This window comes from Streptomyces iakyrus (genome assembly GCF_000717055.1).
In the GTDB taxonomy this organism is placed as follows: domain Bacteria; phylum Actinomycetota; class Actinomycetes; order Streptomycetales; family Streptomycetaceae; genus Streptomyces; species Streptomyces iakyrus.
In genome coordinates this window covers 71,031-97,386 of the sequence record NZ_JNXI01000021.1, presented here as the reverse complement: position 1 = coordinate 97,386, position 26,356 = coordinate 71,031, and the positions used below count along the sequence as shown (strand labels likewise).

Here is a 26,356-nt window from a genome sequence, read left to right as displayed (position 1 = left end):
CAGTGGACCTGCAGCACTGGCTCGGCCGGGCCAACGACGCGATACAGCAGTGGGCCGACACCTTCGGTCCCTACGAGCAGCACCCGTCCCTCCTCGTCGACGACGACCGCTTCGCCGTCGCCTTCGGAGAGCTCACCGGAAGGCTGAAGGAGAACTACCCCTTCTTCCATCCGCGCTACGCGGGGCAGATGCTCAAGCCCCCGCACCCGGCGGCGGTCGTCGGCTACCTCGCCACGATGCTGATCAACCCCAACAACCACGCCCTGGACGGCGGTCCGGCCACCGCCCGCATGGAGCGCGAGGCCGTCGCCCAGCTGGCCGCGATGTTCGGCTACGACACCCACCTCGGCCACCTCACCACCAGCGGCACGATCGCCAATCTCGAAGCCCTCTTCGTCGCCCGCGGGCTCCACCCCGGCCGCGGCGTCGCCTACAGCGCCGACGCGCACTACACCCATGGCCGCATGTGCCACGTCCTGGGCATGAAGGGGTACCCCATCCCGACCGACGACCGCGGCCGGATCAGCATCGACGCACTTGAGGACATCCTGCGGACGGGAGAGGTGGGCACGGTCGTGCTCACCACGGGCACCACCGGCCTTGGAGCCGTCGACCCGGTCCACTCCGCCCTCGCCCTCCGGGACCGTTACGGGGTCCGGCTCCATGTCGACGCGGCCTACGGCGGGTTCTTCACCCTGCTCGCCGGCGCCGACGGCCCGGAAGGACTCCCCGCGGAGCCCTGGCGGGCGATCGCCCGGTGCGACTCGATCGTCGTGGATCCGCACAAGCACGGACTCCAGCCCTACGGCTGCGGTGCCGTCCTCTTCCGCGACCCCGAGGTGGGCCGCTTCTACCTCCACGACTCGCCCTACACCTACTTCACCTCCAGCGAACTGCACCTCGGCGAGATCAGCCTGGAATGCTCCCGCGCCGGCGCCTCGGCCGCCGCCCTGTGGCTCACCTTCCAGGTCCTCCCACCCACCCCCGACGGGCTCGGCCGCGTCCTCGGCGCCGGCCGCCGGGCCGCCCTGCGCTGGGCCGACCTGATCACCGCCTCGGACGCCCTGGAGCTGTACCAGCGGCCCGAGTTGGACATCGTCGGCTACTTCCCCTCGGTGCAGCCCGCGACCCTCAGCGGTGTCGACGCGGCGTCAGCGCGCGTCCTGGCCGACGGCATGGCGGTAACCGATCCCGTGTTCCTGAGCACCCTCAAGGCCGACCGCGACGCCTTCACCGCACGCCACCCGGAGGTCACCGCCGACGCCGACGGCGCCCGCATCCTGCGCAGCGTCCTGATGAAGCCGGAGTCCGAGGACCACGTGCAGCGCCTGCACGACCGGGTCACGCGGCTCGCCCGGCCGTGATCCCCGGCCACGGCGGGCCCGGGCGCGGCTCCTCCGTCAGGAGGTCACACGCGTCAGGGCGAGGAACTCGCTGCGGGAGCGGGCGTCGGAGCGAAGGAGGCCGAGCAGGGTGGAGGTCAGGGTGTCGGAGCCGGTGGCCTGCACGCCGCGCAGCGTCATGCAGGAGTGCTCCGCCTCGATGACCACGCCGACACCCTTGGGTTCCAGATGCGCCTGAAGCCAGTCGGCGACCTGCTTGGTCAGGCGTTCCTGTACCTGCGGGCGGCAGGCGAAGTACTCGACGACGCGCGCCAGCTTGGACAGGCCCAGGATGCGGGCCCCGGGCAGGTAGCCGACGTGCGCGACACCGACCACCGGCAGCAGATGGTGCTCGCAGACGGTCCGGACGGGGATGCGCCGGGCGAGGACGAGTTCGTCGTAGCCCTCGTCGTTGGGGAAGGTGGTCAGGTCGAAGGGGCGCGGGCTGAAGAGCTCGGCGTAGGCGCGGGCCATCCGGCCGGGCGTGCCGCGCAGGCTCTCCGAGGCGGTGTCGATGCCGAGGGCGTCGAGGAAGCTGGCCGCCGCGGCCTCCGCGGCGGCCAGGTCGATCCCGTCGGATTCGTGGACCACCCGCAGGGCGGGCCGTGCGGGCGCTGTCGTCTCCTGGTCGAGGAGGTCGCTCCCGAGCGAGGTCTGGGCGGGGAATTCGGTCATGTCGGCAATCTCCGATGGCGAGGGCGGTGAGGAGGAGGACCGGGGCGCCCGCCCGGCCGGGCGGGTGCGCCGTACGGGGTCACACGGAGGGGCGGGAGCGGCTTGCGCCGCGACCGGGCCGGTATCCCTCGGCCTGGGTGTTCTCGTCGGCGACGCGGACGCCGTAGCGGTACGCGAGCTTGCCGCCCAGGTAGCCCGAGAGGCCCAGGACCGCCACGCTCACGGCGGACAGGACGAGTTGGCCGACGCCGACCCTGACGCCGTCGGTGTGGTGGCCGTAGCGCCACAGGAAGTTCACCACGTAGGCGCCGGTGACCAGGAGGTTCAGCGTCATGTGGACCAGGGCGGTGCGGAAGGCCGGGGTCACTCGGGGAAGGACGAGCAGGTCGAGGAATCCGGTGAGGGCCGCCAGCAGGGCACCGATCACCCCGACCGCGATCAGCCACTCCGAGGCCTGGGTCAGGAAGCCCGGGCTGCCGACGATGCGGGAGGCGATGTCGAACACCAGGCTGGTGACCCAGGCCCCGATCGGCACGGTCACCAGGATCGGGTGGAACGGATGACCGTACGGCCCGGCGAGCGGGGCGCTGACGGGGCGCTTCGCCTGAAGCTGTGGCTCTGTGACCATGAGAACCTCCAGGAGTTTCACCAATGAGTGTTTCCTTTATTCCACGCGGACGTCAAGTGGTGCAGAACGGAGCGCCGGAAGAGCTCTCGCTCCCATGGGGGTAGGAGTTACGGTTGTCCCGTGGCTTCCGACCCGCCCGCGCAGGCCGACCCGGCCGGCAGCGCCATCGACTCCGTCAGCGTCCTGAGCGAGGACTCACGCCGGCGCATGTTCACCTTCATCCGGCGGGCCCGGCGCGCCGTCACCCGCGACGAGGCCGCCGCCAGCGTCGGCATCTCCCGCAAACTCGCGGCCTTCCACCTCGACAAGCTGGTCGACGCGGGCCTGCTGCGCGCCCGCTACGAGACACCGGGCGGCACCCGCAAGGTCGGCAGGCAGCCGAAGGTGTACGAGCCCACCGACGCCCAGATCACGCTGAACATCCCCGACCGGCGCCACGAGCTCCTGGCGGAGTTGCTCCTGGACGCGGTGCTCACCGAGCGCGCCGGCGAGAACGCCACGCAGGCGGCGATGCGTGCCGCGCAGGAGCACGGCCGGCAGGTGGGCGAGGCCGCACGGCAGGAGACCCGCCCGGGCCGGCTGGGCCCCGAGCGCGGCCTGACCACCTGCGAGCGCCTGCTGGACCAGTACGGCTACGAGCCCGTGCGGGAGACCCCGACCCGGCTCCGGCTGCGCAACTGCCCCTTCCACCCACTGGCCGCGAAGGCTCCGGACCTGGTGTGCGGCATGAACCACGCGTTCCTCAGCGGCTACCTCGGCGGCCTCGAAGTCAACGGCGTCCGCGCGGTGCTGGCGCCGGAACCGGGGGAATGCTGCGTCCGGCTGGGCACGGGCGAGACCGAGGCCGCAGCGGACGAGACGCCCGGGGGCCAGTGAGGATCGCAGTCGTAGCGCTCGATCCCGATCGTCGGGCCCCTCGTGGGTGGTGTGATCGGCGTGCCGGTGTACGACCTGTTCATCGGGGACGTGCTGCACGCCCGCGCGCAGCAGGGCGAGGCACCGGAGCCCGGGCGGACGCGCCCCACCACGTCCGACGAGGAGTGACCGGGCACCGGCCGGAGCGAGGGCCGGTGCTAGATTCCTCGGGGCATCCGCCCGTGAGCGGTGCGGATCGCCTGCCGGACAGGTGAACCGGCCCAGGGCAGGCCCGAATCGGACGGTGGCAGGATCATGACGGACACGGAGGGGTTCCCCGGCGCGGGCGACGCTCCCGTTCCGCGGATCCTGGGCAACACCGAGTCGCTCGCGGCGACCGCCCCGGGATCGGCCGGCGCCCTGTGGCGCCTTGCCGAGCCCGGCCGCCAACTGGACGCCAACCTCATCCGCGTCCCGCCCCGCGGCTCCATCGGCACCCACGCCGAACCCGACCTCGACGTCCTTCTGCTCGTCGTCACCGGCGACGGCACGCTCGGCGCCGCGGACGGCCCGCACCCGGTGGAGCCCGGCAGCCTCGTCTGGCTGCCGCACGGCAGCGTCCGCAACGTGACCGCCGGCGAGAGCGGCCTGACGTACGTGACGGTCCACCGTCGCCGACCCGGGATGCAGATCCAGGGGCGCCCCCGCCCGTAACAGCCGTACAGGCAAGGGCACGAAGCGAGCGGTCGCCGGCCCTGCGTTCGCGGCAGGGCGAGCACGAGTATTGACGGTGGTGCTGCGGCGGCCCTACGGTCCCATCCGGCAACACGAACGTTGTTCGAAATTTCGATCAAGTGCGGTGAAGCGCAGCCCCCTCCCGGAGCCGGACAGGGGACCGGCCCTCCCCGACTCCGCCCGGCAGAGCGGCCGTCCGGCACCCTCGCCTCCTTGGAGACCACGATGAGCGCAAACCCCCACCTCTCCCGCCGCGGTTTCCTCGGCATGAGCGCCGCCGTGCCGCTCGCCCTGGCCCTCGGCAGCGGTACCGCGCACGCCGCCGACTCGGCGTACGCCATGGTCTACTTCACCGAGTCGACCAGACTCGGCGACGGCACCGACTACGGCCTGCACCTCGCCGTCAGCCCCGACGGGCTCAACTGGACGCCGCTCAACCAGAACAACCCCCTGGTCACCCCAACGGCGGGGGCGCTCGGGCTGCGGGACCCGTTCCTGATGCGCAAGCAGGACGGCACGTTCGTCGTGCTCGCCACCGACCTCAAGGGCACCGACTGGAACTACAACAGCCAGTACATCCACGTCTGGGACTCGGCCGACCTGCGCACCTTCACCGGCTACCGGCGACTGAAGCTGCACGACATGGCCACCCACAGCTGGGCGCCCGAGGCGTTCTGGGACGCGGGCCGGCGGCAGTACGCCGTGATCTACTCCTCGGTCAACTCCAGCGGCCACAACGTGATCATGGTCAACTACACGACCGACTTCGTAACCGCCTCCGCCCCGCAGGTGTTCTTCGACCCCGGCTACGACGTCATCGACGGTGACATGGCCGTCGGCGTGAACGGCTACAACTACCTCTACTTCAAGAAGAATCAGACGCTGGTGGCCGCCAGATCCACCACCCTGAACCCGGGCAGCTTCACCGAGTTCGGCACCGGCGTGGCGCACGGCGGCACCGAGGCGCCGACCGTGGTGAAGTCGCTGACCTCCGGCACCTGGTGGCTGTGGGGCGACACCTATACGCCCAACGGCGTGTTCTACGCCTGGCAGTCCACGAACCTCGCCTCCGGCACCTGGACGGCCCTCGACCAGCGGACGTACACGCAGCCGGTCAACTCCAAGCACTGCGGCATCGCGACGATCACCACGGCCGAGTACGACAACCTGCTCGCGAAGTGGGGCGCGCCGGCCTGGAACCGGCTCAAGTCGTACAACTACCCGTCCCGCTACGTCCGCCACGCCGACTACCTGGGCCGGATCGACGAGTACCCGATCGAGCCGTACAAGGACTCGCTGTGGACCCTGGTCCCGGGGCTCGCCGACAGCTCCGGGGTTTCCTTCCGGTCCGTCAGCCACCCCACCCGTTACCTTCGGCACTACAACTACGCCCTGCGCCTCGACGTCGACGACAACACGCCGACGTTCGCCGCGGACGCGACCTTCCACCGCACGGCGGGCCTGGCGGACGCCACCTGGTCCTCGTTCCGGTCGCACAACAACCCGACCCGCTACCTCCGCCACGCCGACTACGCTCTGCGCATCGACCCGGTCTCCACGACGACCGGCCGGCAGGACGCGACGTTCCGCGTCGGCTACTGAGAGCCGGCGGTCGGCGGCCACGTCGGGTGCCCGGGCCCAACAGCCGTGTGATCCGGTGCGTGTCTCCTCGCGGGGCATGCATCCGGCCGAAGGAGGCAGTCTCATGCGAGGAGCACGGAGCCGGATCCTGGTGACCGGGTCCGCGGACGGGCTGGGGCGGGCCGCGGCCCGGGCGCTGCTGGTCGCGGGCCACGACGTGGTGGTGCACGCCCGGAACCAGGAACGGGCGGCGGCGCTCGGCCGGTTCGCCGACCGCGGAGCCCAGATCGTGGTGGGCGACTTCGCCGAGCGTGACGCCGTGCTGCGCATCGCCGAGGAACTGAACGCATCGCCGCCGCTCGACGCCGTCATCCACAATGCCGGGGTGTGGAGCGGACGGGCCGTCATGCCCGTCAACATCATCGCGCCCTATCTGCTGACCGCCCTGCTGCGCGGGCCGCGCCGGCTGGTGTACCTGAGCAGCAACTCGCACCTCGGCGGGGACCCGTCGTCGCTGGACAGGGCCGACTGGCGGGGCGGGAGCCCCGGGTCGTACGCCGACAGCAAGCTCTTCGTGACGACCCTGGCGACCGCGGTCGCCCGGCTGCGCCCCGGAGTGCTGAGCAACGCCGTGGACCCCGGCTGGGTGCCGACGAGGATGGGCGGGCCGAACGCGCCGGACGACCTGGAGCTCGGCCACCAGACGCAGGAGTGGCTGGCGTCGAGCGACGCCCCGGAGGCCCTGACCGCCGGCGGGTACTGGTACCACGGCCGGCGGTTGCAGCCGCATCGCGCCGTTCACGACGAGGCGTTCCAGGACCGCCTCGTGCGGGCCCTGGCCGAGGAGACGGGCACCGCCCTCTGAGCGGCCGGGCCCGTCCTCAGTCCGCGGAGCCCGTCCGGTCCGGCTCGTCGGGGCCGGCCGGCTCGTAGTCGAACCAGTCGAAGTGGACGGTGCCCGCGGCGGCGTACACGCCGATGACGCGGCCGGTGAAGCCGCCGGCGACCTCGGTGGACAGGTACCGGCCGTCGAGCGCGGCGAGTGCGGTGAAGGCGCCCTGCGGGTCCTCGATGCCGAGGGAGACGGTGTCCGGCCCCTGGCGCGCGTCACTGACCTGGCCGGTGACCGCCGTCTCGATCCTCAGCACCACCGGGCCGGCACCCGTCGCACGGGACGCCACCTGCGAGCGGAACGGGCCGACGCGCGTCAGGACGCGCACCTCGCCCGGCGTCACCTCGATCTCGTAGTGGTGCTCCTCGTCGAAACGGACGGCCAGGCCTCCGCGTCCCTCCGCCGGGTCCACCAGAACCCGCGCGCGGCACGACACGTGCTGCTGGCGGCGGCCCACGAAGGTGACCTCGGGGTCGTCGAGCGACCCGCCCGCCGCGCGGAGGCTCAGCCAGCCGGCCCGTTCCTTCGTGGTGCAGTTCTCCGCGGGCCGGGAGCGCAACGAGACCCAGGCCGGGGCGAGTTCACCGGAGTCGAAGTCGTCGCGGACCGGCGGGGCCGCGGGCTCCCGCAGCGGCCAGGGGGGCGGGGCCAGGACGGTGGAGAGCTCGCCGACGACCGGCCAGTCCTCGGACCAGGTCACCGGCACCAGGAAGGTCTCGCGGCCCAGTACATGCCAGCCGGGCGTGCCGCCGTGCGGCCGGACGCCGAGCAGGACCATCCACCAGGAGCCGTCCGGTCCCTCCACCAGGTCGGCGTGGCCGGTGTTCTGGATCGGGTGGTCGGTGCCCCGGTGGGTGAGGACCGGGTTGGCGGGGCAGGGCTCGAAGGGGCCCTGCGGGGTGCGGCCGCGGGCGATCGAGACGCCGTGGCACCGCTCGGTGCCGCCCTCGGCGATGAGCAGGTACCAGTAGTCGCCGATGTGGTACAGGTGCGGTGCTTCGGGTGCCTTGGCGCCGGGGGCCCCGGACCAGAGGGGCTGCCGTTCGCCGAACGTCTCCCCGGTGTGGGGATCGATGCGGATCTGCCCGACTCCGGCGGTGGTGCACCAGCAGGTGCCGTCGTCGTCCCAGGCGAGGTCGGGGTCGATGCCGTGCACGCCGGGCAGCGGGATCGGGTCGGACCAGGGCCCGGCCGGGTCGGTGGTCGTGAACAGCAGGTTCCCGTCGCCGCTCACGTTCGTGACGATCAGCCAGAAGCGCCCGTCGTGGTGGCGCAGGGTCGGGGCGTAAATGCCCCCGGAGGAGGGTGTGGCGGGCGGCAGGCGCAGCTGGCCCGGCCGGTCGAGCGCGTTGCCGATCTGGGTCCAGTGCACCAGGTCCCGGCTGTGGAATATCGGTACGCCGGGGAAGTACTCGAAGCTGGAGCACGCTAGGTAGTAGTCCTCGCCGGCCCGGCAGATGCTCGGATCCGGATGGAAGCCGGGGATCACGGGGTTGGTGACGGGGGAGCTGGTGCGGGGCATGCTCGACACCCTCATCGGGTCCTTTCGCCGGAAACTGGTCTTCCTCAAGGGCCGTGCGTCAGCGCAGTCGGGTCGTCACGCGTACGAGCGGGACGGCGACCGGTAGGAGGCTACGCCGTCCACGACGGCGCGGCACCGGCGTCCGGCCCCGAGCTCACATGGGACCGGCCAGGCGGGGCACACGTGAGACCGTTGACCTGCGGGTGCGAGCCGAACGGGGAGTCGAGTGATGAGCGCCGAAGACGCGGACAAGCTGCTGGACGGGCTGACCGTCGACGCCAGCAGAAGAGAGCAGCCGATCGTCCTGGACGGGGACGGGCGCCCCATCCGGACGTGGCGGGAGAACTACCCCTACGACCGCAAGGTGAGCCGCAAGGAGTACGAGCGGACCAAGCGCATCCTGCAGATAGAGCTGCTCAAGCTCCAGCGGTGGGTCAAGGACACCGGTGCCCGCGTGGTCGTCGTGTGCGAGGGGCGTGACGCGGCGGGCAAGGGCGGCACGATCCAGCGGCTCACCGAACGGCTCAACCCGCGCGGCGCCCGCGTGGTCGCCCTGGACAAGCCCACCGAGCGCGAGCTGGGCCAGTGGTACTTCCAGCGGTACATCGCGCATCTGCCGACGGCCGGGGAGATCGTCTTCTTCGACCGCTCCTGGTACAACCGGGCCGGCGTGGAACGGGTGATGGGCTACTGCTCCAAGGACGAGTACGAGCGGTTCCTCGGCCAGTGCCCGGACTTCGAAAGGATGCTGGTGGACGACGGCGTCCTGCTGGTGAAGTTCTGGTTCTCCGTGTCGCGCTCCGAGCAGCGCACGCGCTTCGCGATCCGGCAGGTCGACCCGGTGCGCCAGTGGAAGCTCTCCCCCACCGATCTGGCCTCCCTGGACCTCTGGGACGACTACACCGAGGCGAAGGTGGACATGTTCCGGGCCACCGACACCGCCCACGCCCCCTGGACCGTCGTCAAGAGCAACGACAAGCGGCGCGCCCGGCTGGAGACCATGCGCAGTCTGCTGTCGCGCGTGGACTACGCCAGCAAGGACCGGCAGGCGGTCGGCACACCCGATCCCCTCATCGTCGGCGCCGCGGACACCCTGCTGGAACCGGGCGAGGAGGACACGGCGCTGTCGCCGACGCCGCTGTCCCCCGGCGTCCACGGGCCCGGCACGCACCCCGAGAACGACTGACCCTCCCGGGCCCCCTGCCGCAGGTGCGAGGGGGCCCGGGCCGGTGTCATCTCCGGGCTGCCGCGCGGGTTTCCGTGCGGTGGTCGTAGTACGCCCAGACGCTCACCGCGGCCACGGCGGTGAGCGCGACCGTCAGGACCCGCACGGCGCCACCGGTCAGGTAGGCGACGAGGCCGGTGAGCCCCGCTCCGGACAGCATGATCAGTCGGCTGACGAAGCGGTTCTCGGGCGGCTGGGGGTCCTCCCGGTCCTTGAGGTCGTGCAGGGCGTCATGGGCCGGGTGCGCGGAGCCGCGCCGGGCACGGGCGCGGTACGCCAGTGCGTAGCTGATCAGTGCGTACAGCGCGACAGCGCCCAAGACCCAGAGCCAGAGGAAGGGGTCGTCACTCGACCCTCGTGCCAGGTACACGACGCTTCTCCTTCAGGAGCGGGGCTCACCGGCAACGGGGTCGGGGTCGGGGTCGGCGGGACGGAAGCATGCCGTCACCGTCTTGCCGTGCCGCTGGCACCTCATCCCCCACTCGTCGGCGAGCTTGCGCACGATCGCCACCCCGCGGCCGGAGACCTCGCCCGGCTCCGGCTCGCGCGGGCGCGGCAGCGTCGGGTCCTCGTCGTGGACGCTGACATGAAGGCAGTCGCCGTCCCACGTCAGAACGAGGTGCGCGTCGCTGTGCGCGTGGATGTGCGCGTTGGTGATCAGTTCCGACACCGCCAGCACGATGGCGTCCACCGTGTCCGGCTCGGCAGCGGCCCAGGGCAGGGATTCAAGACGCCTGCGTGTCCACTCCCGTCCTGCGCGTACGCCTTCGGACATCCGGAACGAATGCGCCCAGCCCATAGCCTTCACCGACACTCCCCCGGTCCCCTCTCCTCCGTCCACACCATCCCGTGCACGGGCCGTGTACCCGGCCCCCGCCTGGTCAGGCCTGAGGAGCACCGCACGGCTGAACCGACCGAGCAGGACCCGCCCCGATGCGGATGGTGGGCAGGCCCTGCTCGTGCGCACCATTGTCGGGACCGGGCGGCGGACGGGCCACGCGTGAGGCCGCCCGGTGCGCGCGCGGCGCGCACACCCCGCGCGCATGGCGCACATCCCGTGCACCCGGCACCACTCCGGAGCGCCGCCGGGTGCCGGATCGCGCTGCCCGGGGCCGGACCGCGCTGCGCGGTGCCCCATCGCGCCGGACGGTCGCCCCACCCGGCCGCCCTCGCGTCACATGGCCCGGGCCGGCACGGGTAGGCGGTGGGCACGACGGCACACGCCGCGGCCGGCCCGGGAGGTGAAGGCTCGTGGACACGTACCCCACCGGCGCCCGGACCCGGGTGCGACCCCGGGTAGCACCCGGCGGCCTGCGGCGACGATACTGGCAGACGCACGTACCCCCGCTCACAGATGGACCCATGCAGACCTCCCTCACCGTCCGCTCCATGACCCCCGCCACGGTGTGGCCGGCCCGCGGCCGCCACGCCCCGGGTGACGCGGAAGACGTTCTCCGGCGCTCGCTGCAACAGCGCAAGGACAGTCAGGCCATCGACGACTTTCTGGAGTTGCCCGAAGACGAGACCGGGCCGGCGGAGCGGGTCTTCGAGGCCCGCTGGCGGGTCGGCGACGACGTGACCGTGCGCGCCCGGCTGAGCCTGAAACCCGGCGCGGGCGAAGGCGCCGGGCAGGAGTGGATGCTGGTCGCCGAGGCCGAGCAGCCGTGGGACCACGCGTGGCCCTCCCCCACCGGCCTGTTCTGGCCGCAGGAGCCGGACACCGCATGGGACGAGGACGCCGCCACGCGCCTGGTCCCGGGTGAGATCAACCAGCTGCCGAAGGACGACAAGGAGATCCGCCGCCTGCTGAGGAACGCGGTGCGCGGCGGATGGCACATCCACGTCGTCGTCCACGAGGCGATGAGCACCGACGACCGCGGGCGCAGGCCGCTCGCGCAGTGGCTGCCGCCGGGCCTGCGGCACCGTGTGGTGGAGCATCACGCCGCCCCGCAGCAGCTGCGCGGCCTGAACTGGGCGCTGCGGGACTCCGGCGTACAGGTGCCGCGCGGCGGTGCGGTGGTGCTGCCGGGCGTCCCCGCGCCGGAGGGCTACGAGGCCCAGGACTTCTCCGTGCGCGCGGTGTTCCTCGACGGTTCGGAGCCGGCCGACCTCGTCGACGCGGTGACACGGTTCGCCGCGCTCCCCAGGCCCCTGCCCGACGGCGCCGAGGACGCCCTCACCGCGCTGCGCGAGAACTGGCACCTGCTGACGCTCCAGGAGGAGCTGGAGCGCCAGCGCGGTCTGGTGGCCATGTACGCCGAGGCGCTGGAGGCCATGACGAAGTCCCGTGACCTGTACCGGGAGGCGGCCGAAAGCGCCCACGAGGCCCTGGCGGCCTACCAGGAGTCCGCCGAGACCGCTCCCGCCAGACCCCGGCCGGCCGATCCGCCGGCCGTCTCCCCGCTCCAGCAGCTCACACGCACGTTCGAACGCTTCAAGGTCAAGCGTCCCGCGACCGCGCCCACCGAAGAAGGGACCACCGCCCAGCGCGTGACGTCGGAGCAGTAGGGGCGCGGGGCAGGAGAAGCATCCTCCTCGTGGGGCGCACGTGTCAGTCGCGCCCTCCTGGATACGCGGTCCGTACGGCATCACGGCCCGCCCGGGAAGGTCCTCCACGACATGGGCAACCTCCAGCACCGCTCGCAGACCACACTCCGCGTCAACGGCAAACCCCACACACTCACCGTCGACCACCGCCGGGTCCTGCTGGACCTCCTGCGGGAGGATCTCGACCTCACGGGCGCCAAGAAGGGCTGTGACCACGGCCAGTGCGGAGCCTGCACGGTCCTGGTCGACGGGCGGCGCGTCAACAGCTGTCTGCTGTTCGCGGTCGCCCTCGACGGCTGCGAGGTCACCACCGTCGAGGGCCTCTCCGGCGACGGCGGCGGGGAGGAACCGCATCCCCTGCAACGGGCCTTCCTGGAACGCGACGCGTTCCAGTGCGGCTACTGCACCCCTGGCCAGATCTGCTCCGCGGCCGGTGTGCTCGCCGAGGCGGCGGCCGGTCACCCCTCGCACGTCACCGACCCGGCGGCGCCCTCGGGCGAGCCGGTGCCGCTGGACCGGGAGGAGATCCGGGAACGGCTGAGCGGCAACCTGTGCCGGTGCGGCGCGTATCCGCGGATCGCCGAGGCCGTCGAGGACGTGATCCCGTGAGGGAGTTCGCCTACGTCCGCGCCGGCAGCGTCGAGGAGGCGACCTCCGCGTACGCCTCCCACACCGGAGCGCGTTACCTCGGGGGCGGCACCAACCTCGTCGACCTGATGAAGCTCGGCGTCGAAGCCCCGGCCGCGCTGATCGACGTCACCCGGCTCCCCCTGGACACGGTCGAGGAACTGCCCGGCGGCGCGCTGCGCGTCGGGGCGATGGTCCGCAACAGCGACCTCGCCGCCCACCCTCTGGTCCGCGACCGGTATCCGGCGCTGTCGCAGGCGGTGCTCGCCGGTGCCTCCGGGCAGTTGCGCAACGCGGCGACGACCGGCGGCAACCTGCTCCAGCGCACCCGGTGCCCGTACTTCCAGGACGTGTCGAAGCCGTGCAACAAACGCGAGCCGGGCAGCGGCTGCGGAGCGCGGGACGGCGTCCACCGCGACCACGCGGTGCTCGGGCACTCCGCGCACTGCATCGCCACCCATCCGTCGGACATGGCCGTGGCACTCTCCGCTCTCGGCGGTCGGGTCGAACTGGCCGGACCCGAGGGGGCCCGGAGTGTCGCGGCGGCGGACTTCCACCGGCTGCCCGGGGACCGGCCCGAGCAGGACACCGAGATCCGTCCCGGCGAACTGGTCACCGGCGTGGTCCTCCCGGCTGCCACGGCCGGGCTGCCGTCGGCGTACCGCAAGGCCCGCGACCGGGCCTCGTACGCCTTCGCCCTCGCGTCCGTCGCGGTCGTGCTGCGCCTGGAGGACGGTGTGGTCGGGCACGCGGGGCTCGCCTTCGGGGCGCTGGCGCACCGGCCCTGGCGCGCACAGCGGGCGGAGGAGGCGCTGCTGGGCGCGGCTCCCACCCGGGCCGCGTTCGAGCACGCCGTCGATCTCGAGCTGGCCGCCGCGCAGCCGCTGCGGGACAACGCCTACAAGGTCCCGCTCGCCCGCAACCTCGCCGTGGACGTGCTGTCCCGGCTCACGGACACCGCGTTCACCGGGAGGGCCTCATGACCGGCAGTGTGGGCGCCCCCGCCGAGCGCCGGGAGGGACGCGAGAAGGTCAGCGGCACCGCCCGCTACGCCGGCGAGTTCCCCTCCCCCGGCCGGGCCCAGGCATGGCCCGTCCCGGCGGGGGTGGCCCGGGGCCGGGTGACCGCTGTCGACACGGCGGCCGCCCTGGCCGTGCCCGGAGTCCTCGCCGTCCTCACCCACGAGAACGCACCGCGGCTCGCGGAGCCGGACGATCCCACGCTCGCCCTGCTGCAGGACGCGCGCGTTCCGCACCGCGGCTGGTTCGTGGCCCTGGTGGTGGCCGAGACCCTGGAGGCGGCCCGCGCCGGTGCCGCCGCCGTCCGCGTCGCCTACGCCACCGAAGAGCACGACGTGACCCTCACGGGCTCGCATCCGGGTGTGTACGTGCCCGAGGAGGCCAACGGCGGTCATCCGGCCGTCCGTGAACAGGGCGACCCCGATGGGGCGTTCGATGCCTCGGCGGCCCGGGTGGACGTCGCGTACCGGGTGCCGCCGCTGCACAACCACCCCATGGAGCCGCACACCAGCACCGCACGGTGGGAGGACGGCCGGCTCAGCGTGCACACCTCCAGCCAGGGCACCGGTGCCGTGCGGGCGGTGCTCGCCGGGCTGTTCGGTCTGCCCGAGGAGCGGATCGTCGTCACCGCCGAGCACGTCGGCGGCGGCTTCGGGTCCAAGGGCACGCCGCGCCCGGACGTCGTGCTCGCGGCCATGGCGGCACGCGAGACGGGGCGGCCGGTGACGGTCGCCCTGCCGCGCCGCTACCTGCCCGCCGTCGTCGGGCACCGCGCGCCGACCCTGCACCGGCTGCGGCTCGGGGCCGGTGCGGACGGGCGTCTCGCGTCCCTGACGCACGAGGTCACCACGCACACCTCCCGCATCAAGGAGTTCGTGGAGCAGGCCGCGGTGCCCGCACGGGTGATGTACGCCGCGCCCCACAACCGTACGGTGCACCGGGTCGCCGCACTGGACGTGCCGTCCCCGTCGTGGATGAGGGCGCCGGGCGAGGCGCCGGGCATGTACGCGCTGGAGTCCGCCCTGGACGAACTCGCCACCGAACTCGGCATGGACCCGGTCGAGTTGCGCGTCCGCAACGAACCGGACGTCGAGCCCGACAGCGGCAGGCCGTTCAGCAGCAGGCATCTCGTCGAGTGTCTGCGCGAGGGCGCCCGGCGCTTCGGCTGGGCCGGGCGCGATCCCCGCCCGGGCGTCCGCCGGGAAGGCCCCCTGCTGCTGGGGACGGGTGTGGCGGCGGCGACGTATCCCGTCATGGTGGGGCCCTCCACGGCGACGGCGCGCGCCCTGCCGGACGGTTCGTTCCTGGTGCGGATCAACGCCACCGACATCGGGACGGGCGCCCGGACGGTGCTCGCGCAGGTCGGTGCCGACGCCCTCGGGGTGCCGCTGGAGCGGGTGCGGATCGAGGTCGGCAGCACGGAGCTGCCGTCGGCGCCGCTGGCCGGCGGCTCGTCCGGGACCGCTTCCTGGGGCTGGGCGGTGCACGACGCCTGTGCCGGACTGGCCCGGCGGCTGGCCGGGCACGCGGGGCCGCTGCCCGGGCAGGGTCTCGACCACCGCGCCGACACGACGGGAGCGGCGGACGCCGAGAGCGACTTCGCGCGGCACGCCTTCGGGGCGCATTTCGCCGAGGTCGCCGTGGACACGGTCACCGGAGAGGTCCGCGTCGGCCGGCTCCTCGGGGTGTACGCGGCCGGCCGCATCCTCAACGCCCGTACGGCGCGCTCGCAGTTCGTCGGCGGCATGACGATGGGGCTGGGCATGGCCCTGACCGAGGGCAGCACCATGGACGCCGCGTTCGGCGACTTCACCGAGTCGGATCTGGCGTCGTACCACGTGCCCGTGCACGCCGATGTCGCCGGGATCGAAGCGCACTGGCTGGACGAGGAGGATTCCCGTCTCAACCCCATGGGCAGCAAGGGGATCGGGGAGATCGGCATCGTCGGGACGGCAGCGGCGATCGGCAACGCGGTGCACCACGCCACGGGCGTCCGACTCCGTGAACTCCCGCTCACTCCGGACCGGGTGCTGACCGGGCTGCTCGACCGACGGACCTGAACAGGGCCGCCGGCCGGAGCCCGGCCGAGGTCTCACTCCGTCATGCCGCCCGCCCCGGACGCGGGCGCCGCGGCCCACTGCCGGGCGGCGATGGGCGCCAGCACCCGGAAGACCAGCGCGACGAGGGACAGCAGTGCCGCGCATCCGGCGACCGAGGCGGCCAGCCACGGCGGGGCGAGCGCCAGGTCGACGGCCCGGGACAGGGACGCCGACGGGAAGGAACTCCCGTACGCCTGGGCGCCGGCCAGCACCGTGGGCACCAGGACCGCCCCGGCCATCACCAGCGCCACCGGGCGCAGCGCCAGCAGCAGGGCCAGCACCGTGCACAGCACCGACAGGCCGAGGGCGAACGCGTGCAGCCGCAGGGACGCGTCGCCGCGTTGCAGCGGGAAGTGGACCACCGCGCACACCGCGAGGGCCAGGGCGGCGAGCCAGCCCGACCAGGACACGGACCGGGCCAACCGGTCCGCGGCACGCTCCCGGTCCGGCGGTGCGTCGTCCACGGGGCGGTGCGTCTCGCGGTCCGTGTCGGGGCGTGCCGTGCGGCGCTTGCCCGGGCTGCGGGGCGCCCCGGGCTCACCGGTCTGCCCCTCGGGGCGCGACGTCCCGTTCGGGCGGCGGCCGTTGCGGTCCAGCCGTTCCAGGCCCAGGCGGTCGATCAGCTCGACCAGTTCCCCGACGGAACGGCCGGTGGCGGCCGCTCGGAGTGCCTCCTCGCGGACGTGGGGCTCCTGCGGCTCCTTGTGCAGCAGGGTCACCAGCCGGGTCACCTCCTCCACCGGCCGGTGGGCGGCCGCGGCCCGGATCGCCTCGTCGGCGCAGTCGGCTTCGCGCGGGCGCTTCGTCAGCAAGGCGATCAGCCGGGACACGTCCTCCACGGACCGGCTCACCCCGGCGGTGCGGAGCGCGTCGACCCTGGCCTGCGTGTGGTCGGGCGACTCCTCCAGCGAGACGATGAGGTCGACGACCTCCTCCAGCGGCCGGTCGGCCACGGCCGCGTGCACCAGGTCGCTGACGGCGTCGCCGTACGGCGCGCCGGAGGCCGGTCCTGTGCCGGGCCGGAGCTCCACCGGGTTGTCGTCGAGCGACCGGATGACGAACGGCCGCGCCGGCTGGTCGGTGTCGCCCACGCCGTCACCCGGCCCGGCGGGGGGACCGGTCTCGTCCGGGCCGGCGGTGTCCGCCTGGACGGGCGGGACGTGCTCCTCCGGCTCCGTCCGGTCCGTCACGGGCGGAGCAGGCCGCGCCTCCGCGGGGTCCCGCCAGTCGTCGGCGGGCGGCGGGGGCGGCGCCGCGGGCCGGTCCGGGACGGGGACGGCGGCCGGGTCCGCGTCACCCGCCACGGGGACGGCGGGCGGCGCGGGCGCCCGGTCCTGGCCGACGTCCGGGGACCGGGCGGCCGACGGGTCCGTCTCGTCCGGGCCAGGGACGACGGGCGGGGCGGCGGTCCGGTCCGGCTCGGGGGCCGGCTGCCGTGTTCCCGCCCCGGCCGCCGGGTGGGAGCCGAGGGCGACGGGCTCGGCGGCCGCCGGGCCGGCCTGGTGGGATGCGGCGGCGGGCTGCGGGTACCCCGTCCGGTAGGTGTCGTACGGGCCGGCGGCGGGCTGCGCGCTCGTCTGCTCCACCTGGTGCGTGCCGGTGGCGACGGTCGTCTCGGCGGACGGCTGGGCGGACCCGTTCGGCTCGTTGGGTATGGCAGGTTCGTTCGAGCGGGGTGATGAAGAGCAGGTGGTCATACTCGCCTCCGTGGGAAGAGTGCGGCCGCTCCTGCGCCCCCCGTCGTGTGACGAGCGACGTTACGCAGACCATTACTAGGGGCCACCGTCACCCCGTGCCACTCGGGTGAGCCGCCGGGATGACCACCGCACGGGAAAATCCGCCGACTCGCCGACATGTCGGGCCCCGGCCGCAATACAGCCGCCGGAAACGGGAATCCACATAGGGGGTCTTCGGGAGGTCCCGTGTCACGGCATGCCAGGAGGAGGGCAACCCGTGGATACGACCACAAAGGTGATCGTTCTGGCCGCGGCTCTCGCGGCCGTCGTCCTCGTCTTCGCCGTCGTCGTCCTCGTGCGGCTGGTACGGACCCGGCGCGAGTTGAAGCGCGCGGGGCTCCCCACGGGCCCGCGCTGGGTCTTCTGGGGCGCGGTGCTCTATCTGGTGCTGCCCACCGACCTGGTGCCCGATCCGGTGTACCTGGACGACATCGGTGTCCTGCTGCTCGCTCTGCGCACTGTCCGCGGCTCCCTCGGCGAACGGGAGCGCAGTACGGCACCCCGGCCGGACCGGCAACCGGCAAATAACTACGGAAAGTAAGGAAACCAACCACCCGTTCGATTCGTATAAGTCTCTGGAAGCCGAAACAGGCCGGCGGACCGGGCGGCCACGCCCCGGGGCACCGCCTGCTCGGCGCAGTACCGACGAGGGAGAGACGATGCAACCGTTCGCGCTCAACTACGCGCGCCCGGCAGTGGAGTTGGAAGCTGCCATTCCGTACGTGTACGACGCCGGACTGCAGTTGAACGTGCTCCGTGACGGACGGGTCGCGGCCTCCGACTTCGCCCTGTTGAGAGAGTTCGGCACCACGACGTCCACCGCCGGCTCCAAGACGCATTTCGACGACTGACCACGGGCCGCCGAAGATGACCGTACTGATCCTCACCTGTGAGGAGGACGTCACCGCGGACATGGTCGTCGTGCATCTCAACGCGACGGGGGTTCCGGTGGTCCGGGTCGATCCCGCGGACCTGACCGGTGGTGTCGCGTTGTCGGGGGAATTCGTGCACGGCCGGTTCCGCGGCCATCTGTCCGCCGGGGGGCGGCTGGTGAGCATCGGGGGGCTCCGGTCCGTGTGGGTACGCCGGCCCGGCGTCCCGGCCGCGCGGGCGGCCCAGCCGTCCGCATGGCTGACCGAGGAGGCCGCGCAGGCGCTCTACGGCATGCTGCGAGGCTCGGACGCGCGCTGGATGAACCATCCCGACGCGGCGCGCCGGGCCCGGCACAAGCCGTGGCAGCTGCGCCTGGCCCAGAGATGCGGCCTGCCGGTGCCCGCGACGCTGATCACAACCTTCCCGCGCGCCGCCCGCGAGTTCGCCGAGCGTTACCCGGAGCTGGTGGTCAAACCGGTGTCGGGCGCGCATCCGCAGGACCCGCCCCGGGCGGTGCCGACCAGCCGGGTCGCGCCGGAGACGGACTTCTCCGCCGTCGCGTTCGGGCCGACGCTGCTGCAGCGGCGGATCACCAAGCGGGCCGACATCCGGCTCACCGTCGTGGGTGAGCGGATGCTGGCTGCCCGCAAGGCGGCCGCCGAGGACGCGGACCCGGACGAGGTGGACGTGCGGTTCGCCGCGCCCGGCTCGCCGTGGCGTCCCGTCGATGTGCCGTCCTGCATCGCGCCGGGGGTCCTGTCCTATCTGCGTGAGGCGGAACTGGCCTACGGGGCTTTCGACTTCGTGGAGGACTCCGACGGGACCTGGTGGTTCCTGGAGTGCAACCAGTCGGGGCAGTTCGGGTTCGTCGAGGTGGAGACGGCTCAGCCGATCGCCCGGACCATCGCCGAGTGGCTGGCCCGGCCCGTTCCGGTCCAGCCGTTGCACGTCAACGGAGCGAACACGACGCTGCGTTGAGCACCGGGCCCGGCGCAGACCGGGCCCGGGCCCGCAGCCCGGATCACTGCGGTCGCGGGCCGGGGAGCATGCCGGAGCGCTGCCAGCCGGCTCCCGGGGAGTGCGGACGGTCGTAGCCGAGGGACTGTGAGGGCCGCATGACCAGCTCCAGTTCCCTGCTCACCCGTTCGGCCTCGCGGCGCACCTGTGCGGGTACGTCACCGCGCTCCGCGATGAGTCGGTCGTAGATGGGGGAATCCTGGAACACCCGTCAACGTGCCTTTCTGCTCGTCGGCCCCGTGCGGGGGCGAGACTGCGAGTGTAGGCGGCACGGTGTCCCGGAGTGTGAATTCCTTGGGATGACTTGACGCAGACCGGACATCCGTGACAGGCGATCGCGGGACTTTTTCAGGCTCCCGTGGTGGACCCCGGCCGGACGATCATCAGGACGGTGACCGTGGCCCACAGCAGGTTGAACACACCGGTGAACATGGCCAGTCGGGCGGTGCTCCGCCGGTCGACGCCCTGTTCGTCCCTCAGTTGGCCGAGGAGTTCCTCCTGGCGGGGCAGGACGAAGGCGATCAGGATTCCGGCGGCCGCGGCGGTGAGGGCGATGGAGGTGACGAGCCATCCGCTGCCGAGGACACCCATCGCGGCCGCGGTGGCGAACCCGAGGAGGGGGACCGTGAGTCCGACCTTGGCGTAGACGCGGCAGATGCGGTGCAGGAGCGCCGCCGTTCCGGCACCGGCGGGAGCCGCCTGCCGCACGGCGGGCGGGAACATGCTGGCCGCGACGGTCACGGGACCGACGGCGACGATGGCGGCCAGGACATGGAGGGACAGCAGGATCTTGGTCACCGGGGCTCTTTCCGTGAATGCGGTCGACGCGCCCACGCTAGGACGCCTCCGGGTGATCCCCCACGGGCTGGAACGACAGCTTCCAACGGATTCTCGCCAACTCGTCCGACCTGCGCTTGCGCTTGCGGAGCTGCCGCGAACCCCACGTCACAGGACCGGCGGGAAGCCGCCTAGGGTGACGGTCATGCACTCGGTGGCGATCCTGGTCCTCGACGGAGTCGTGCCCTTCGACATGGCGGCTCCCCAGCAGACGTTCGCCTGGACCCACCTGCCGGACGGGCGGCCGGCCTACCGGGTCCGGCTGTGCGCCGAGACGCCCGAGGTGCGCGCGGACGGCGGCTTCACCCTGCGGATCGAGCGGGGTCTTGAGGCGCTGGCGGAGGCGGACACCGTCATCGTGCCCGGCTGCTCCCCCGACGCGGCGCCGCCGTCCGCCCGGGTGCTGGCGGCCCTGCGGGAGGCGGCCGAGGCGGGGACCCGGATCGCGTCGGTGTGCGTGGGAGCCTTCGTGCTGGCGGAGGCCGGGCTGCTGGACGGGCTGCGCGCCACCACGCACTGGGTGGCCGCCGGGGAACTGGCCCGGCGCTTCCCGCGGGTCGAGGTGGAGCCGGACGTGCTGTACGTCGACAACGGGCAGATCCTCACCTCGGCCGGTGCGGCCGCCGCGCTGGACCTGTGCCTGCACATGATCCGGCGGGATCTGGGGTCGGCCGTCGCCGCGAACATCGCCCGCATGTCGGTCATGCCGCTGGAACGGGAGGGCGGACAGGCCCAGTTCATCGTGCACGAGCATCCGCCCGTGCCCCGGGGGTCCGCGCTCGAACCGGTGCTGGAGTGGATCGAGGACCATCTCGCGCACGAGGTGACGCTGGGCATGCTGGCGGCGCGGGCGGGGATGAGCGAGCGGACCTTCAGCCGCCGCTTCCGCGAGCAGACCGGCACCACACCGCTGCAGTGGCTGCTGCGGGCGCGGGTGCGGCGCGCCCAGTACCTGCTGGAGAACTCCGACCACCCCGTCGAGCGGATCGCACGCCAGGCGGGCTTCGGCTCGCCGACCGCGTTCCGGGAGCGGTTCCGCAAGGTGGTGGGCACCACGCCGTACGCCTACCGCACGGCGTTCCACGGGCGCACGAACGCCTCGGCGGCCCCTTCCTAGGAGCCGCCGAGGCGTGCCGCCCGGTCCGCGCCGGGCCTTTCGTCAGCGGTCAGCCGACCAGCGTCAGGCCGTTCTCCCCGTCCGCGTCGGCGGCGTGCTGCCGGCCCTCGGTGAGCAGCAGGACATCCGCCTTGGCGATGGCGTCACTGATGTCGGACGTCCCCATCATCACGCACAGCGTGTAGCTGACGTCCTCCAGCTCGCGTGCCGCCTTCGGCACGTGCCTCTCCGACTGAGCGATCCTCAGCGACGCGTAGCGCGTCAGCAACTCCCTGACGATCTTCCGGTCCGGTACAAGCACGTAGCGCCCCTCTCTGTGTTTTCGCTGCGTATGCCCGAACCACGCGGAAACATTCACACGATTTTCTCACCTGTAGCGGATTTGACGAGAACTGATCGGTTGCGACCGGTATTAGGTGAGCTGGCCCCTGTGCAGAGCGGTGTATGCCCCGCCCTTGCGCAGCAGCTCCTCGTGCGTGCCGATCTCCTCGATGCGGCCGTCGCCCATCACCACGATCCGGTCGGCGCCCTGGACGGTGGACAGCCGGTGCGCGACGACGAACGTGGTGCGCCCGTGCAGCAGCCGGGCCAGCGCCTGCTGGACGAGGGCCTCCGAACGGGTGTCGAGCGCCGAGGTCGCCTCGTCCAGGACCAGCACCCGGGGGTCGCGGATCAGGGCCCGGGCGATGGCGAGGCGCTGCCGCTGCCCGCCGGACAGCCGGGCGCCGTGCTCGCCGACCAGGGTGTCGAGGCCCCGTGGCAGGCGGTCGACGAACTCCAGGGCGTTGGCGTCGCGCAGGGCCGCCCGGACCGTCTCCTCGTCAGCGTCGTCCATGCCGTAGGCGACGTTCTCGCGGATCGTGCCGTCGAAGAGGACCGACTCCTGCGGCACCACCGACAGGAAGCGGCGGTAGGTGCGCAGGTCGAGGGTGTTCATGTCGGTGCCGTCGAGCAGCAGCCGTCCCGAGGTGGGGCGGATGAAGCCGATGACGAGGTTCAGGACGGTGGACTTGCCGGCGCCGGACGCGCCGACGAGGGCGACGGTCTCGCCCGCGGCGACGTCGAGGGTGAAGTCCCGTACCGCCGGGCGCCCGCCGGTCTCGTAGACGTGGTCGACCTGCTCGAAGGTGACGGCCCCGCGCAGGGCCGTGAGCTCGGACTTGCCTTCGTTGTCCTCCAGTTCCGGGACCTGGAGGACCTCGCCCACCGAGCGGACGGACTCCAGACCCTTGGTGATGACCGGGGCGAGCCCTGCCAACGTTGTCGTGGAGTTGGTGAGGGTGGTCAGGAAGGCGCTGAGCATCACGACGTCTCCGGCGGTGACGCCCCAGACGCCGTGGTAGGAGAGCAGGGCCGCGCCGGCCAGGACCAGGACGCCGACGACGTTGAGCACCACCCAGGCCAGCGAGCCGAACCGGCCGTTGACCAGGTCGAGGCGGAGTCCGGAGTGGAGCAGCCGGTCCAGGGTGCCGTTCATGCGGCGCAGCGCTTTGCCCTCCAGGCCGTGGGCACGGGTGACCGGGATGAGCCGGGTCATCTCCGTCACGCGGGACGACAGCGTCTCCACCTCGTGGCGGAAGTGCTCGTTGTGCGTGCGCAGGCGCGCCCGCAGCCGGGCGATGAGGAGCGCCGCGGCGGGCACGACGACCAGGAAGACGGGGAGGAACTCGGGGGTGCGGACGGCGATGATGACCAGTCCGCCGATGAGTACGGTGGTCGCGCCCAGTCCGATCTCGGCGGTCTGCTGGACCATCTGCTCGACCGTCTCCACGTCGCGCACGACCTTGGCCTGGAGGACACCGGCGCTGACGCGGGAGTGGTAGCCGATGGACAGCTGCTGCATGCGGGTGCACAGGTCCGAGCGCAGGGCGGTCCCCATGCGGCGGACGCTGCCGTAGAGGAGGCGGACGTACAGCACGTGCAGCGGGTAGTTGATCAGCAGGATGAACAGGATGAGGCCGGTGCTGGCCCACAGGCGGCTGATCGGCTGGTGCTGGACGACGGTGTCGATGATGGACGCGGTGATCAGCGGCAGCAGCCAGATGGGGCTGTGCTTGACGGTGAAGACGGCCGCGGCCGCGAGCAGCCGCCGCCGGTCCGCGCGGAAGAGGTAGGCGAGGGTGCGGATCGGGTGCTCGCCCCGGTAGCAGTGGTCGAGCGGTCTTTCCCACGACGATGCCATCGGCGGTGGTCCTCCCCGGTTGCCGGTGCGTGTGGTGCGCGTACGTGCTCGTCGGCAGCAGGAGACCCGGGGACGGCACGCGGCCGTCCCCGGGTCTCCTGGGCTGGTCAGGCGGCGTCCAGCTCCGCCAGCTCCTCGGCGGTCAGGGTCAGGTCGCCGGCGGCGAGCGAGTCGCGGATGGTCTCGGGCCGGCTCGCACCGGGGATCGGGACGACCACCGGCGACTTGGCGAGCATCCAGGCCAGGCACACGCGCTGCGGGCTCACGCCGCGTGCCTCGGCGATCCGGGCGAAGGGGGCGTGGCCCGAACCCAGTTCACCGGCCTTCGAAATCCCGCCGAGGGGACTCCAGGGCAGGAACGCGATGCCGAGTTCGTCGCACAGGCGCAGTTCCGGCTCGCTGGAGCGGAAGGTCGGCGAGAACTGGTTCTGCACGGAGACCAGGCGCCCGCCGAGGATCTCCTGGGCCTGCCGGATCTGCTCCGGGTTCGCGTTGGAGATGCCGGCCATGCGGATCTTGCCCTCGTCGAGCAGGTCCCGGATCGCGCCGACGGACTCGGCGTAGGGGACGCGCGGGTCGGGGCGGTGGAACTGGTAGAGGCCGATGGCCTCGACGCCCAGCCGGCGCAGGGACTCCTCGCAGGCCGCCTTGAGGTGGCGGGGGCTGCCGTCGAGCGTCCAGCTGCCGTCGCCGGGGCGCAGGTGGCCGCCCTTGGTGGCGACCAGGACGTCACCACCGCGGCCGTGGGAGGCGAGGGCCTTGGCGATCAGGGTTTCGTTGTGACCGACCTCGTCGGCGTCGCGGTGGTAGGCGTCCGCGGTGTCGATCAGGGTCACACCGGCGTCGAGCGCGGCGTGGATGGTGGCGAGGGAGCGTTCCTCGTCCGGTCGTCCTTCGATGGACATGGGCATCGCGCCCAGGCCGATCGCGCTGACCTCGACGTCACCGATGCGGCGGCTGTGCATGGGTTCGTGACCTCTTCCGGCTGTCGGGCGATGGTGCACTCCAGCCTGGACGCCGCGCGGCCGGGGGTCCAATAGAAGAAGGAGAACGCATTCAGCACCCGGGCCGCTGAATCGCGGCCCCGGCCCCCCGAAGCACCCTTGTCACACCTGGATGAAAGCCGGCGCCGGAAGACTCAACTCCCCCAAACAGAACGGCGATCCGCCCGGCACTCCCCCGCCTCGCTGCCATATTCGAGAGCCACTTCGGAGGTGGTTGTGAGCACAGAGGTGACAGCATCCGGTCCGGGGGAGACGGCGCCGCACGCGCCCGGGGGCACCGCGGAGCGCGTCGCCGGCCTGGAGCACCGCCGGGAGCGGGCGGTGGCCCCGGGCGGGCCGCGCAGACGCGGGGAGTTCTCGGCCCGGGAGCGGATCGAGCGGCTCGTGGACAAGGACTCCTTCACCGAGACCGGTCTGTTCGTCCGGGCCCGGCCCGCGGGGCACGACCCCCGGCGCCCGTACGGCGACGGCGTGGTCACCGGGTACGGCACGGTCGACGGGCGCCCGGTCTGCGTGTTCGCGCAGGACTCCACCGTGTTCGGCGGCAGCATGGGCGAGGCCTTCGGCGAGAAGACCGTCGCCCTGATGGAGCTGGCCCTGAAGACGGGCTGCCCGGTGATCGGCCTGAACGACTCCGGCGGGGCCCGCATCCAGGAGGGTGTCGCCGCGCTCGCCCTCTACGCCGAGCTGGTCCGGCGCAACGTCAAGGCGTCCGGGGTGATCCCGCAGATCTCGGTCGTCCTCGGCCCGTGCGCGGGCGGTGCGGCGTACTCGCCGGCGATCACCGACTTCACGGTGATGGTGGACGGCGCCTCGCACATGTTCGTCACCGGTCCCGACGTCATCGAGACGGTCACGGGTGAGCGCACCACCGCCGAGGAGCTGGGCGGCGCCCGCACCAGCAACACCGTCAACGGCAATGCCCACTTCCTGGCCGCCGACGAGGAGGACGCCCTCGACACCGTGCGCGACCTCCTCTCCTACCTGCCGGCCAACAACCTGGAACGGCCACCGGAGTACGCCCCGGGGAGCGCCGCGCCCGGTGCCGGGCTCGACGCGGTCGTCCCGGACCGGCTCGGCGAGGCCTACGACATGCGGGAGATCCTGCGCGCGGTCGTCGATGACGGTGAACTGCTGCCGGTGCAGGAGCTGTTCGCGCCGAACATCATCTGCGCCCTGGCCCGGATCGAGGGCCGTTCGGTGGGCGTCGTCGCCAACCAGCCGCTGCACGCCGCCGGGGTCCTCGACATCGACGCGTCCGAGAAGGCCGCGCGGTTCGTGCGGTTCTGCGACGCGTTCGGCATCCCGCTGCTGACCTTCGCCGACGTGCCCGGTTATCTGTCCGGGGTACGGCAGGAGCAGGCCGGGATCATCCGGCGGGGCGCGAAACTGCTGTACGCCTACGCCGAGGCCACCGTCCCCAAGGTCACGGTCGTGGTGCGCAAGGCGTACGGCGGCGGATACGCGGTGATGGGCTCCAAGCACCTCGGCGCGGACGTCAACCTCGCCTGGCCCACCGCCCGGATCGCCGTCATGGGCGCCGAGGGGGCCGTGGGCGTCCTGCACCGGCGCGAACTCGCCGCGTCCGACGACCCGGAGGCCCTGCGCGCCGACCTCCTCGCCGCGTACGAGCGCATCCACGGCACCCCGTATCTCGCCGCCGAGCGCGGCTGTGTCGACGCCGTCATCGCGCCGCGCGAGACACGAGAGCAGGTCTGCCGCGCCCTGCGCGCACTGCGCGGCAAACGCGCCCCGATGCCGGAACGCCGGCACGGCAACATCCCCCTCTGACCATCCCCTCCC

26 protein-coding genes and 1 pseudogene are annotated in these 26,356 nt (G+C 72.6%); 16 read left to right on the top strand and 11 right to left on the bottom strand.

From position 1 onward, the window contains the following. The first annotated feature begins 2 nt into the window (after window positions 1-2). Window positions 3-1,364 (top strand): pyridoxal phosphate-dependent decarboxylase family protein, encoded by a 1,362-nt coding sequence (locus OO68_RS31070; protein WP_033312506.1) that lies wholly within the window; start codon window positions 3-5, stop codon window positions 1,362-1,364. 36 nt (window positions 1,365-1,400) lie between these two features. Here the strand turns inward: OO68_RS31070 and folE are convergent, their stop codons facing one another. Both folE and OO68_RS31060 read right to left on the bottom strand, forming a co-directional pair. Next, window positions 1,401-2,057, bottom strand: coding sequence for a GTP cyclohydrolase I FolE (gene folE, locus OO68_RS31065; protein WP_078625557.1), 657 nt, complete (start codon window positions 2,055-2,057; stop codon window positions 1,401-1,403). 79 nt (window positions 2,058-2,136) lie between these two features. Then, a complete protein-coding gene (locus tag OO68_RS31060; protein WP_033312534.1) occupies window positions 2,137-2,685 on the bottom strand; it encodes a DUF2231 domain-containing protein in 549 nt (182 codons plus the stop codon). A gap of 120 nt (window positions 2,686-2,805) precedes the next feature. Here OO68_RS31060 and OO68_RS31055 point away from each other — a divergent pair, with 120 nt between their 5' ends. From OO68_RS31055 to OO68_RS31040, 5 genes and pseudogenes are all read left to right on the top strand, one after another. Next, entirely contained in the window at window positions 2,806-3,561 is a 756-nt protein-coding gene (locus OO68_RS31055) for a helix-turn-helix transcriptional regulator (RefSeq protein ID WP_033312505.1), read from the top strand. Window positions 3,562-3,582: 21 nt separating this feature from the next. Then, window positions 3,583-3,729 (top strand): annotated as a pseudogene (locus tag OO68_RS44505) (aquaporin); the annotation flags it as partial. Window positions 3,730-3,855: 126 nt separating this feature from the next. After that, on the top strand, window positions 3,856-4,254 hold the full coding sequence (locus OO68_RS31050) for a cupin domain-containing protein (protein ID WP_033312504.1): 399 nt from the start codon (window positions 3,856-3,858) through the stop codon (window positions 4,252-4,254). Window positions 4,255-4,500: 246 nt separating this feature from the next. Beyond that, window positions 4,501-5,877, top strand: a complete 1,377-nt coding sequence (locus OO68_RS31045; RefSeq protein ID WP_033312503.1) for a glycoside hydrolase family 43 protein — start codon at window positions 4,501-4,503, stop codon at window positions 5,875-5,877. A 103-nt stretch (window positions 5,878-5,980) separates the two neighbouring features. Beyond that, window positions 5,981-6,721, top strand: a complete 741-nt coding sequence (locus tag OO68_RS31040; protein ID WP_033312502.1) for an SDR family NAD(P)-dependent oxidoreductase — start codon at window positions 5,981-5,983, stop codon at window positions 6,719-6,721. A 16-nt stretch (window positions 6,722-6,737) separates the two neighbouring features. Here the strand turns inward: OO68_RS31040 and OO68_RS31035 are convergent, their stop codons facing one another. Continuing rightward, window positions 6,738-8,270 carry a glycoside hydrolase family 43 protein gene (locus OO68_RS31035; RefSeq protein ID WP_245237229.1) on the bottom strand — a complete coding sequence of 511 codons (1,533 nt, stop codon included), beginning with the start codon at window positions 8,268-8,270 and terminating at the stop codon, window positions 6,738-6,740. A gap of 229 nt (window positions 8,271-8,499) precedes the next feature. On the opposite strand from OO68_RS31035, the gene ppk2 reads away from it, so the two are divergent. Next, window positions 8,500-9,456 carry a polyphosphate kinase 2 gene (gene ppk2 / locus OO68_RS31030; protein WP_209442636.1) on the top strand — a complete coding sequence of 319 codons (957 nt, stop codon included), beginning with the start codon at window positions 8,500-8,502 and terminating at the stop codon, window positions 9,454-9,456. 46 nt (window positions 9,457-9,502) lie between these two features. On the opposite strand, the gene OO68_RS31025 is transcribed toward ppk2, so the two are convergent. Next, window positions 9,503-9,865 carry a hypothetical protein gene (locus OO68_RS31025; protein WP_051814870.1) on the bottom strand — a complete coding sequence of 121 codons (363 nt, stop codon included), beginning with the start codon at window positions 9,863-9,865 and terminating at the stop codon, window positions 9,503-9,505. A 12-nt stretch (window positions 9,866-9,877) separates the two neighbouring features. Further along, entirely contained in the window at window positions 9,878-10,309 is a 432-nt protein-coding gene (locus tag OO68_RS31020; RefSeq protein WP_033312500.1) for an ATP-binding protein, read from the bottom strand. Between the two features lie 548 nt (window positions 10,310-10,857). Between OO68_RS31020 and OO68_RS31015 the strand changes: the two genes are divergently transcribed. From OO68_RS31015 to OO68_RS31000, 4 genes are all read left to right on the top strand, one after another. Continuing rightward, complete coding sequence (locus tag OO68_RS31015) at window positions 10,858-12,003, top strand: hypothetical protein (protein WP_051814869.1); 1,146 nt, start codon at window positions 10,858-10,860, stop codon at window positions 12,001-12,003. A gap of 111 nt (window positions 12,004-12,114) precedes the next feature. After that, window positions 12,115-12,651, top strand: coding sequence for a (2Fe-2S)-binding protein (locus OO68_RS31010; RefSeq protein ID WP_033312499.1), 537 nt, complete (start codon window positions 12,115-12,117; stop codon window positions 12,649-12,651). After that, window positions 12,648-13,652, top strand: a complete 1,005-nt coding sequence (locus tag OO68_RS31005; RefSeq protein ID WP_033312498.1) for an FAD binding domain-containing protein — start codon at window positions 12,648-12,650, stop codon at window positions 13,650-13,652. Before OO68_RS31010 ends, OO68_RS31005 begins: the two co-directional genes overlap by 4 nt. Beyond that, window positions 13,649-15,748 (top strand): xanthine dehydrogenase family protein molybdopterin-binding subunit, encoded by a 2,100-nt coding sequence (locus tag OO68_RS31000; protein ID WP_033312497.1) that lies wholly within the window; start codon window positions 13,649-13,651, stop codon window positions 15,746-15,748. The genes OO68_RS31005 and OO68_RS31000 overlap by 4 nt, the downstream gene beginning before the upstream one ends. A 32-nt stretch (window positions 15,749-15,780) precedes the next feature. Here OO68_RS31000 and OO68_RS44500 read toward each other — a convergent pair whose 3' ends face one another. Further along, window positions 15,781-17,484, bottom strand: coding sequence for a hypothetical protein (locus tag OO68_RS44500; protein ID WP_078625556.1), 1,704 nt, complete (start codon window positions 17,482-17,484; stop codon window positions 15,781-15,783). Window positions 17,485-17,740: 256 nt separating this feature from the next. Between OO68_RS44500 and OO68_RS30990 the strand changes: the two genes are divergently transcribed. From OO68_RS30990 to tgmB, 3 genes are all read left to right on the top strand, one after another. Next, window positions 17,741-18,064: a YkvA family protein gene (locus OO68_RS30990; RefSeq protein ID WP_033312496.1), complete on the top strand. Its 324-nt coding sequence runs from the start codon at window positions 17,741-17,743 to the stop codon at window positions 18,062-18,064. A 118-nt stretch (window positions 18,065-18,182) separates the two neighbouring features. Then, entirely contained in the window at window positions 18,183-18,374 is a 192-nt protein-coding gene (tgmA, locus tag OO68_RS30985) for a putative ATP-grasp-modified RiPP (RefSeq protein ID WP_033312495.1), read from the top strand. Window positions 18,375-18,390: 16 nt separating this feature from the next. After that, on the top strand, window positions 18,391-19,374 hold the full coding sequence (tgmB, locus tag OO68_RS30980) for an ATP-grasp ribosomal peptide maturase (protein WP_033312494.1): 984 nt from the start codon (window positions 18,391-18,393) through the stop codon (window positions 19,372-19,374). A 43-nt stretch (window positions 19,375-19,417) separates the two neighbouring features. Here the strand turns inward: tgmB and OO68_RS30975 are convergent, their stop codons facing one another. Both OO68_RS30975 and OO68_RS30970 read right to left on the bottom strand, forming a co-directional pair. Beyond that, window positions 19,418-19,621, bottom strand: a complete 204-nt coding sequence (locus OO68_RS30975) for a hypothetical protein (protein WP_033312493.1) — start codon at window positions 19,619-19,621, stop codon at window positions 19,418-19,420. A gap of 140 nt (window positions 19,622-19,761) precedes the next feature. Then, the gene (locus OO68_RS30970; protein WP_033312492.1) at window positions 19,762-20,211 is read right to left on the bottom strand and encodes a DUF2269 family protein; all 450 of its coding nucleotides are present in this window, start codon (window positions 20,209-20,211) and stop codon (window positions 19,762-19,764) included. 184 nt (window positions 20,212-20,395) lie between these two features. Between OO68_RS30970 and OO68_RS30965 the strand changes: the two genes are divergently transcribed. Next, entirely contained in the window at window positions 20,396-21,367 is a 972-nt protein-coding gene (locus OO68_RS30965) for a GlxA family transcriptional regulator (RefSeq protein WP_033312529.1), read from the top strand. A gap of 49 nt (window positions 21,368-21,416) precedes the next feature. On the opposite strand, the gene OO68_RS30960 is transcribed toward OO68_RS30965, so the two are convergent. From OO68_RS30960 to OO68_RS30950, 3 genes are all read right to left on the bottom strand, one after another. Continuing rightward, window positions 21,417-21,668 carry a DUF5133 domain-containing protein gene (locus tag OO68_RS30960; RefSeq protein ID WP_033312491.1) on the bottom strand — a complete coding sequence of 84 codons (252 nt, stop codon included), beginning with the start codon at window positions 21,666-21,668 and terminating at the stop codon, window positions 21,417-21,419. Between the two features lie 111 nt (window positions 21,669-21,779). Continuing rightward, on the bottom strand, window positions 21,780-23,549 hold the full coding sequence (locus OO68_RS30955; RefSeq protein ID WP_033312490.1) for an ABC transporter ATP-binding protein: 1,770 nt from the start codon (window positions 23,547-23,549) through the stop codon (window positions 21,780-21,782). A gap of 107 nt (window positions 23,550-23,656) precedes the next feature. Further along, window positions 23,657-24,514: an aldo/keto reductase gene (locus OO68_RS30950; protein ID WP_033312489.1), complete on the bottom strand. Its 858-nt coding sequence runs from the start codon at window positions 24,512-24,514 to the stop codon at window positions 23,657-23,659. A gap of 255 nt (window positions 24,515-24,769) precedes the next feature. On the opposite strand from OO68_RS30950, the gene OO68_RS30945 reads away from it, so the two are divergent. Continuing rightward, window positions 24,770-26,344 carry an acyl-CoA carboxylase subunit beta gene (locus tag OO68_RS30945; protein ID WP_209442635.1) on the top strand — a complete coding sequence of 525 codons (1,575 nt, stop codon included), beginning with the start codon at window positions 24,770-24,772 and terminating at the stop codon, window positions 26,342-26,344. Window positions 26,345-26,356: the final 12 nt, after the last annotated feature.

Coding starts and splice junctions, on each gene's coding strand:
- OO68_RS31010 (WP_033312499.1), top strand. CDS start 12,115: ATGGGCAACCTCCAGCACCGCTCGCAGACCACACTCCGCGTCAACGGC.
- OO68_RS31035 (WP_245237229.1), bottom strand. CDS start 8,270: ATGCCCCGCACCAGCTCCCCCGTCACCAACCCCGTGATCCCCGGCTTC.
- tgmA (WP_033312495.1), top strand. CDS start 18,183: ATGCAACCGTTCGCGCTCAACTACGCGCGCCCGGCAGTGGAGTTGGAA.
- OO68_RS31040 (WP_033312502.1), top strand. CDS start 5,981: ATGCGAGGAGCACGGAGCCGGATCCTGGTGACCGGGTCCGCGGACGGG.
- ppk2 (WP_209442636.1), top strand. CDS start 8,500: ATGAGCGCCGAAGACGCGGACAAGCTGCTGGACGGGCTGACCGTCGAC.
- OO68_RS31050 (WP_033312504.1), top strand. CDS start 3,856: ATGACGGACACGGAGGGGTTCCCCGGCGCGGGCGACGCTCCCGTTCCG.
- OO68_RS30950 (WP_033312489.1), bottom strand. CDS start 24,514: ATGCACAGCCGCCGCATCGGTGACGTCGAGGTCAGCGCGATCGGCCTG.
- OO68_RS31045 (WP_033312503.1), top strand. CDS start 4,501: ATGAGCGCAAACCCCCACCTCTCCCGCCGCGGTTTCCTCGGCATGAGC.
- OO68_RS31015 (WP_051814869.1), top strand. CDS start 10,858: ATGCAGACCTCCCTCACCGTCCGCTCCATGACCCCCGCCACGGTGTGG.
- folE (WP_078625557.1), bottom strand. CDS start 2,057: ATGACCGAATTCCCCGCCCAGACCTCGCTCGGGAGCGACCTCCTCGAC.
- OO68_RS31060 (WP_033312534.1), bottom strand. CDS start 2,685: ATGGTCACAGAGCCACAGCTTCAGGCGAAGCGCCCCGTCAGCGCCCCG.
- OO68_RS30955 (WP_033312490.1), bottom strand. CDS start 23,549: ATGGCATCGTCGTGGGAAAGACCGCTCGACCACTGCTACCGGGGCGAG.
- OO68_RS44500 (WP_078625556.1), bottom strand. CDS start 17,484: ATGACCACCTGCTCTTCATCACCCCGCTCGAACGAACCTGCCATACCC.
- OO68_RS30965 (WP_033312529.1), top strand. CDS start 20,396: ATGCACTCGGTGGCGATCCTGGTCCTCGACGGAGTCGTGCCCTTCGAC.
- tgmB (WP_033312494.1), top strand. CDS start 18,391: ATGACCGTACTGATCCTCACCTGTGAGGAGGACGTCACCGCGGACATG.
- OO68_RS31000 (WP_033312497.1), top strand. CDS start 13,649: ATGACCGGCAGTGTGGGCGCCCCCGCCGAGCGCCGGGAGGGACGCGAG.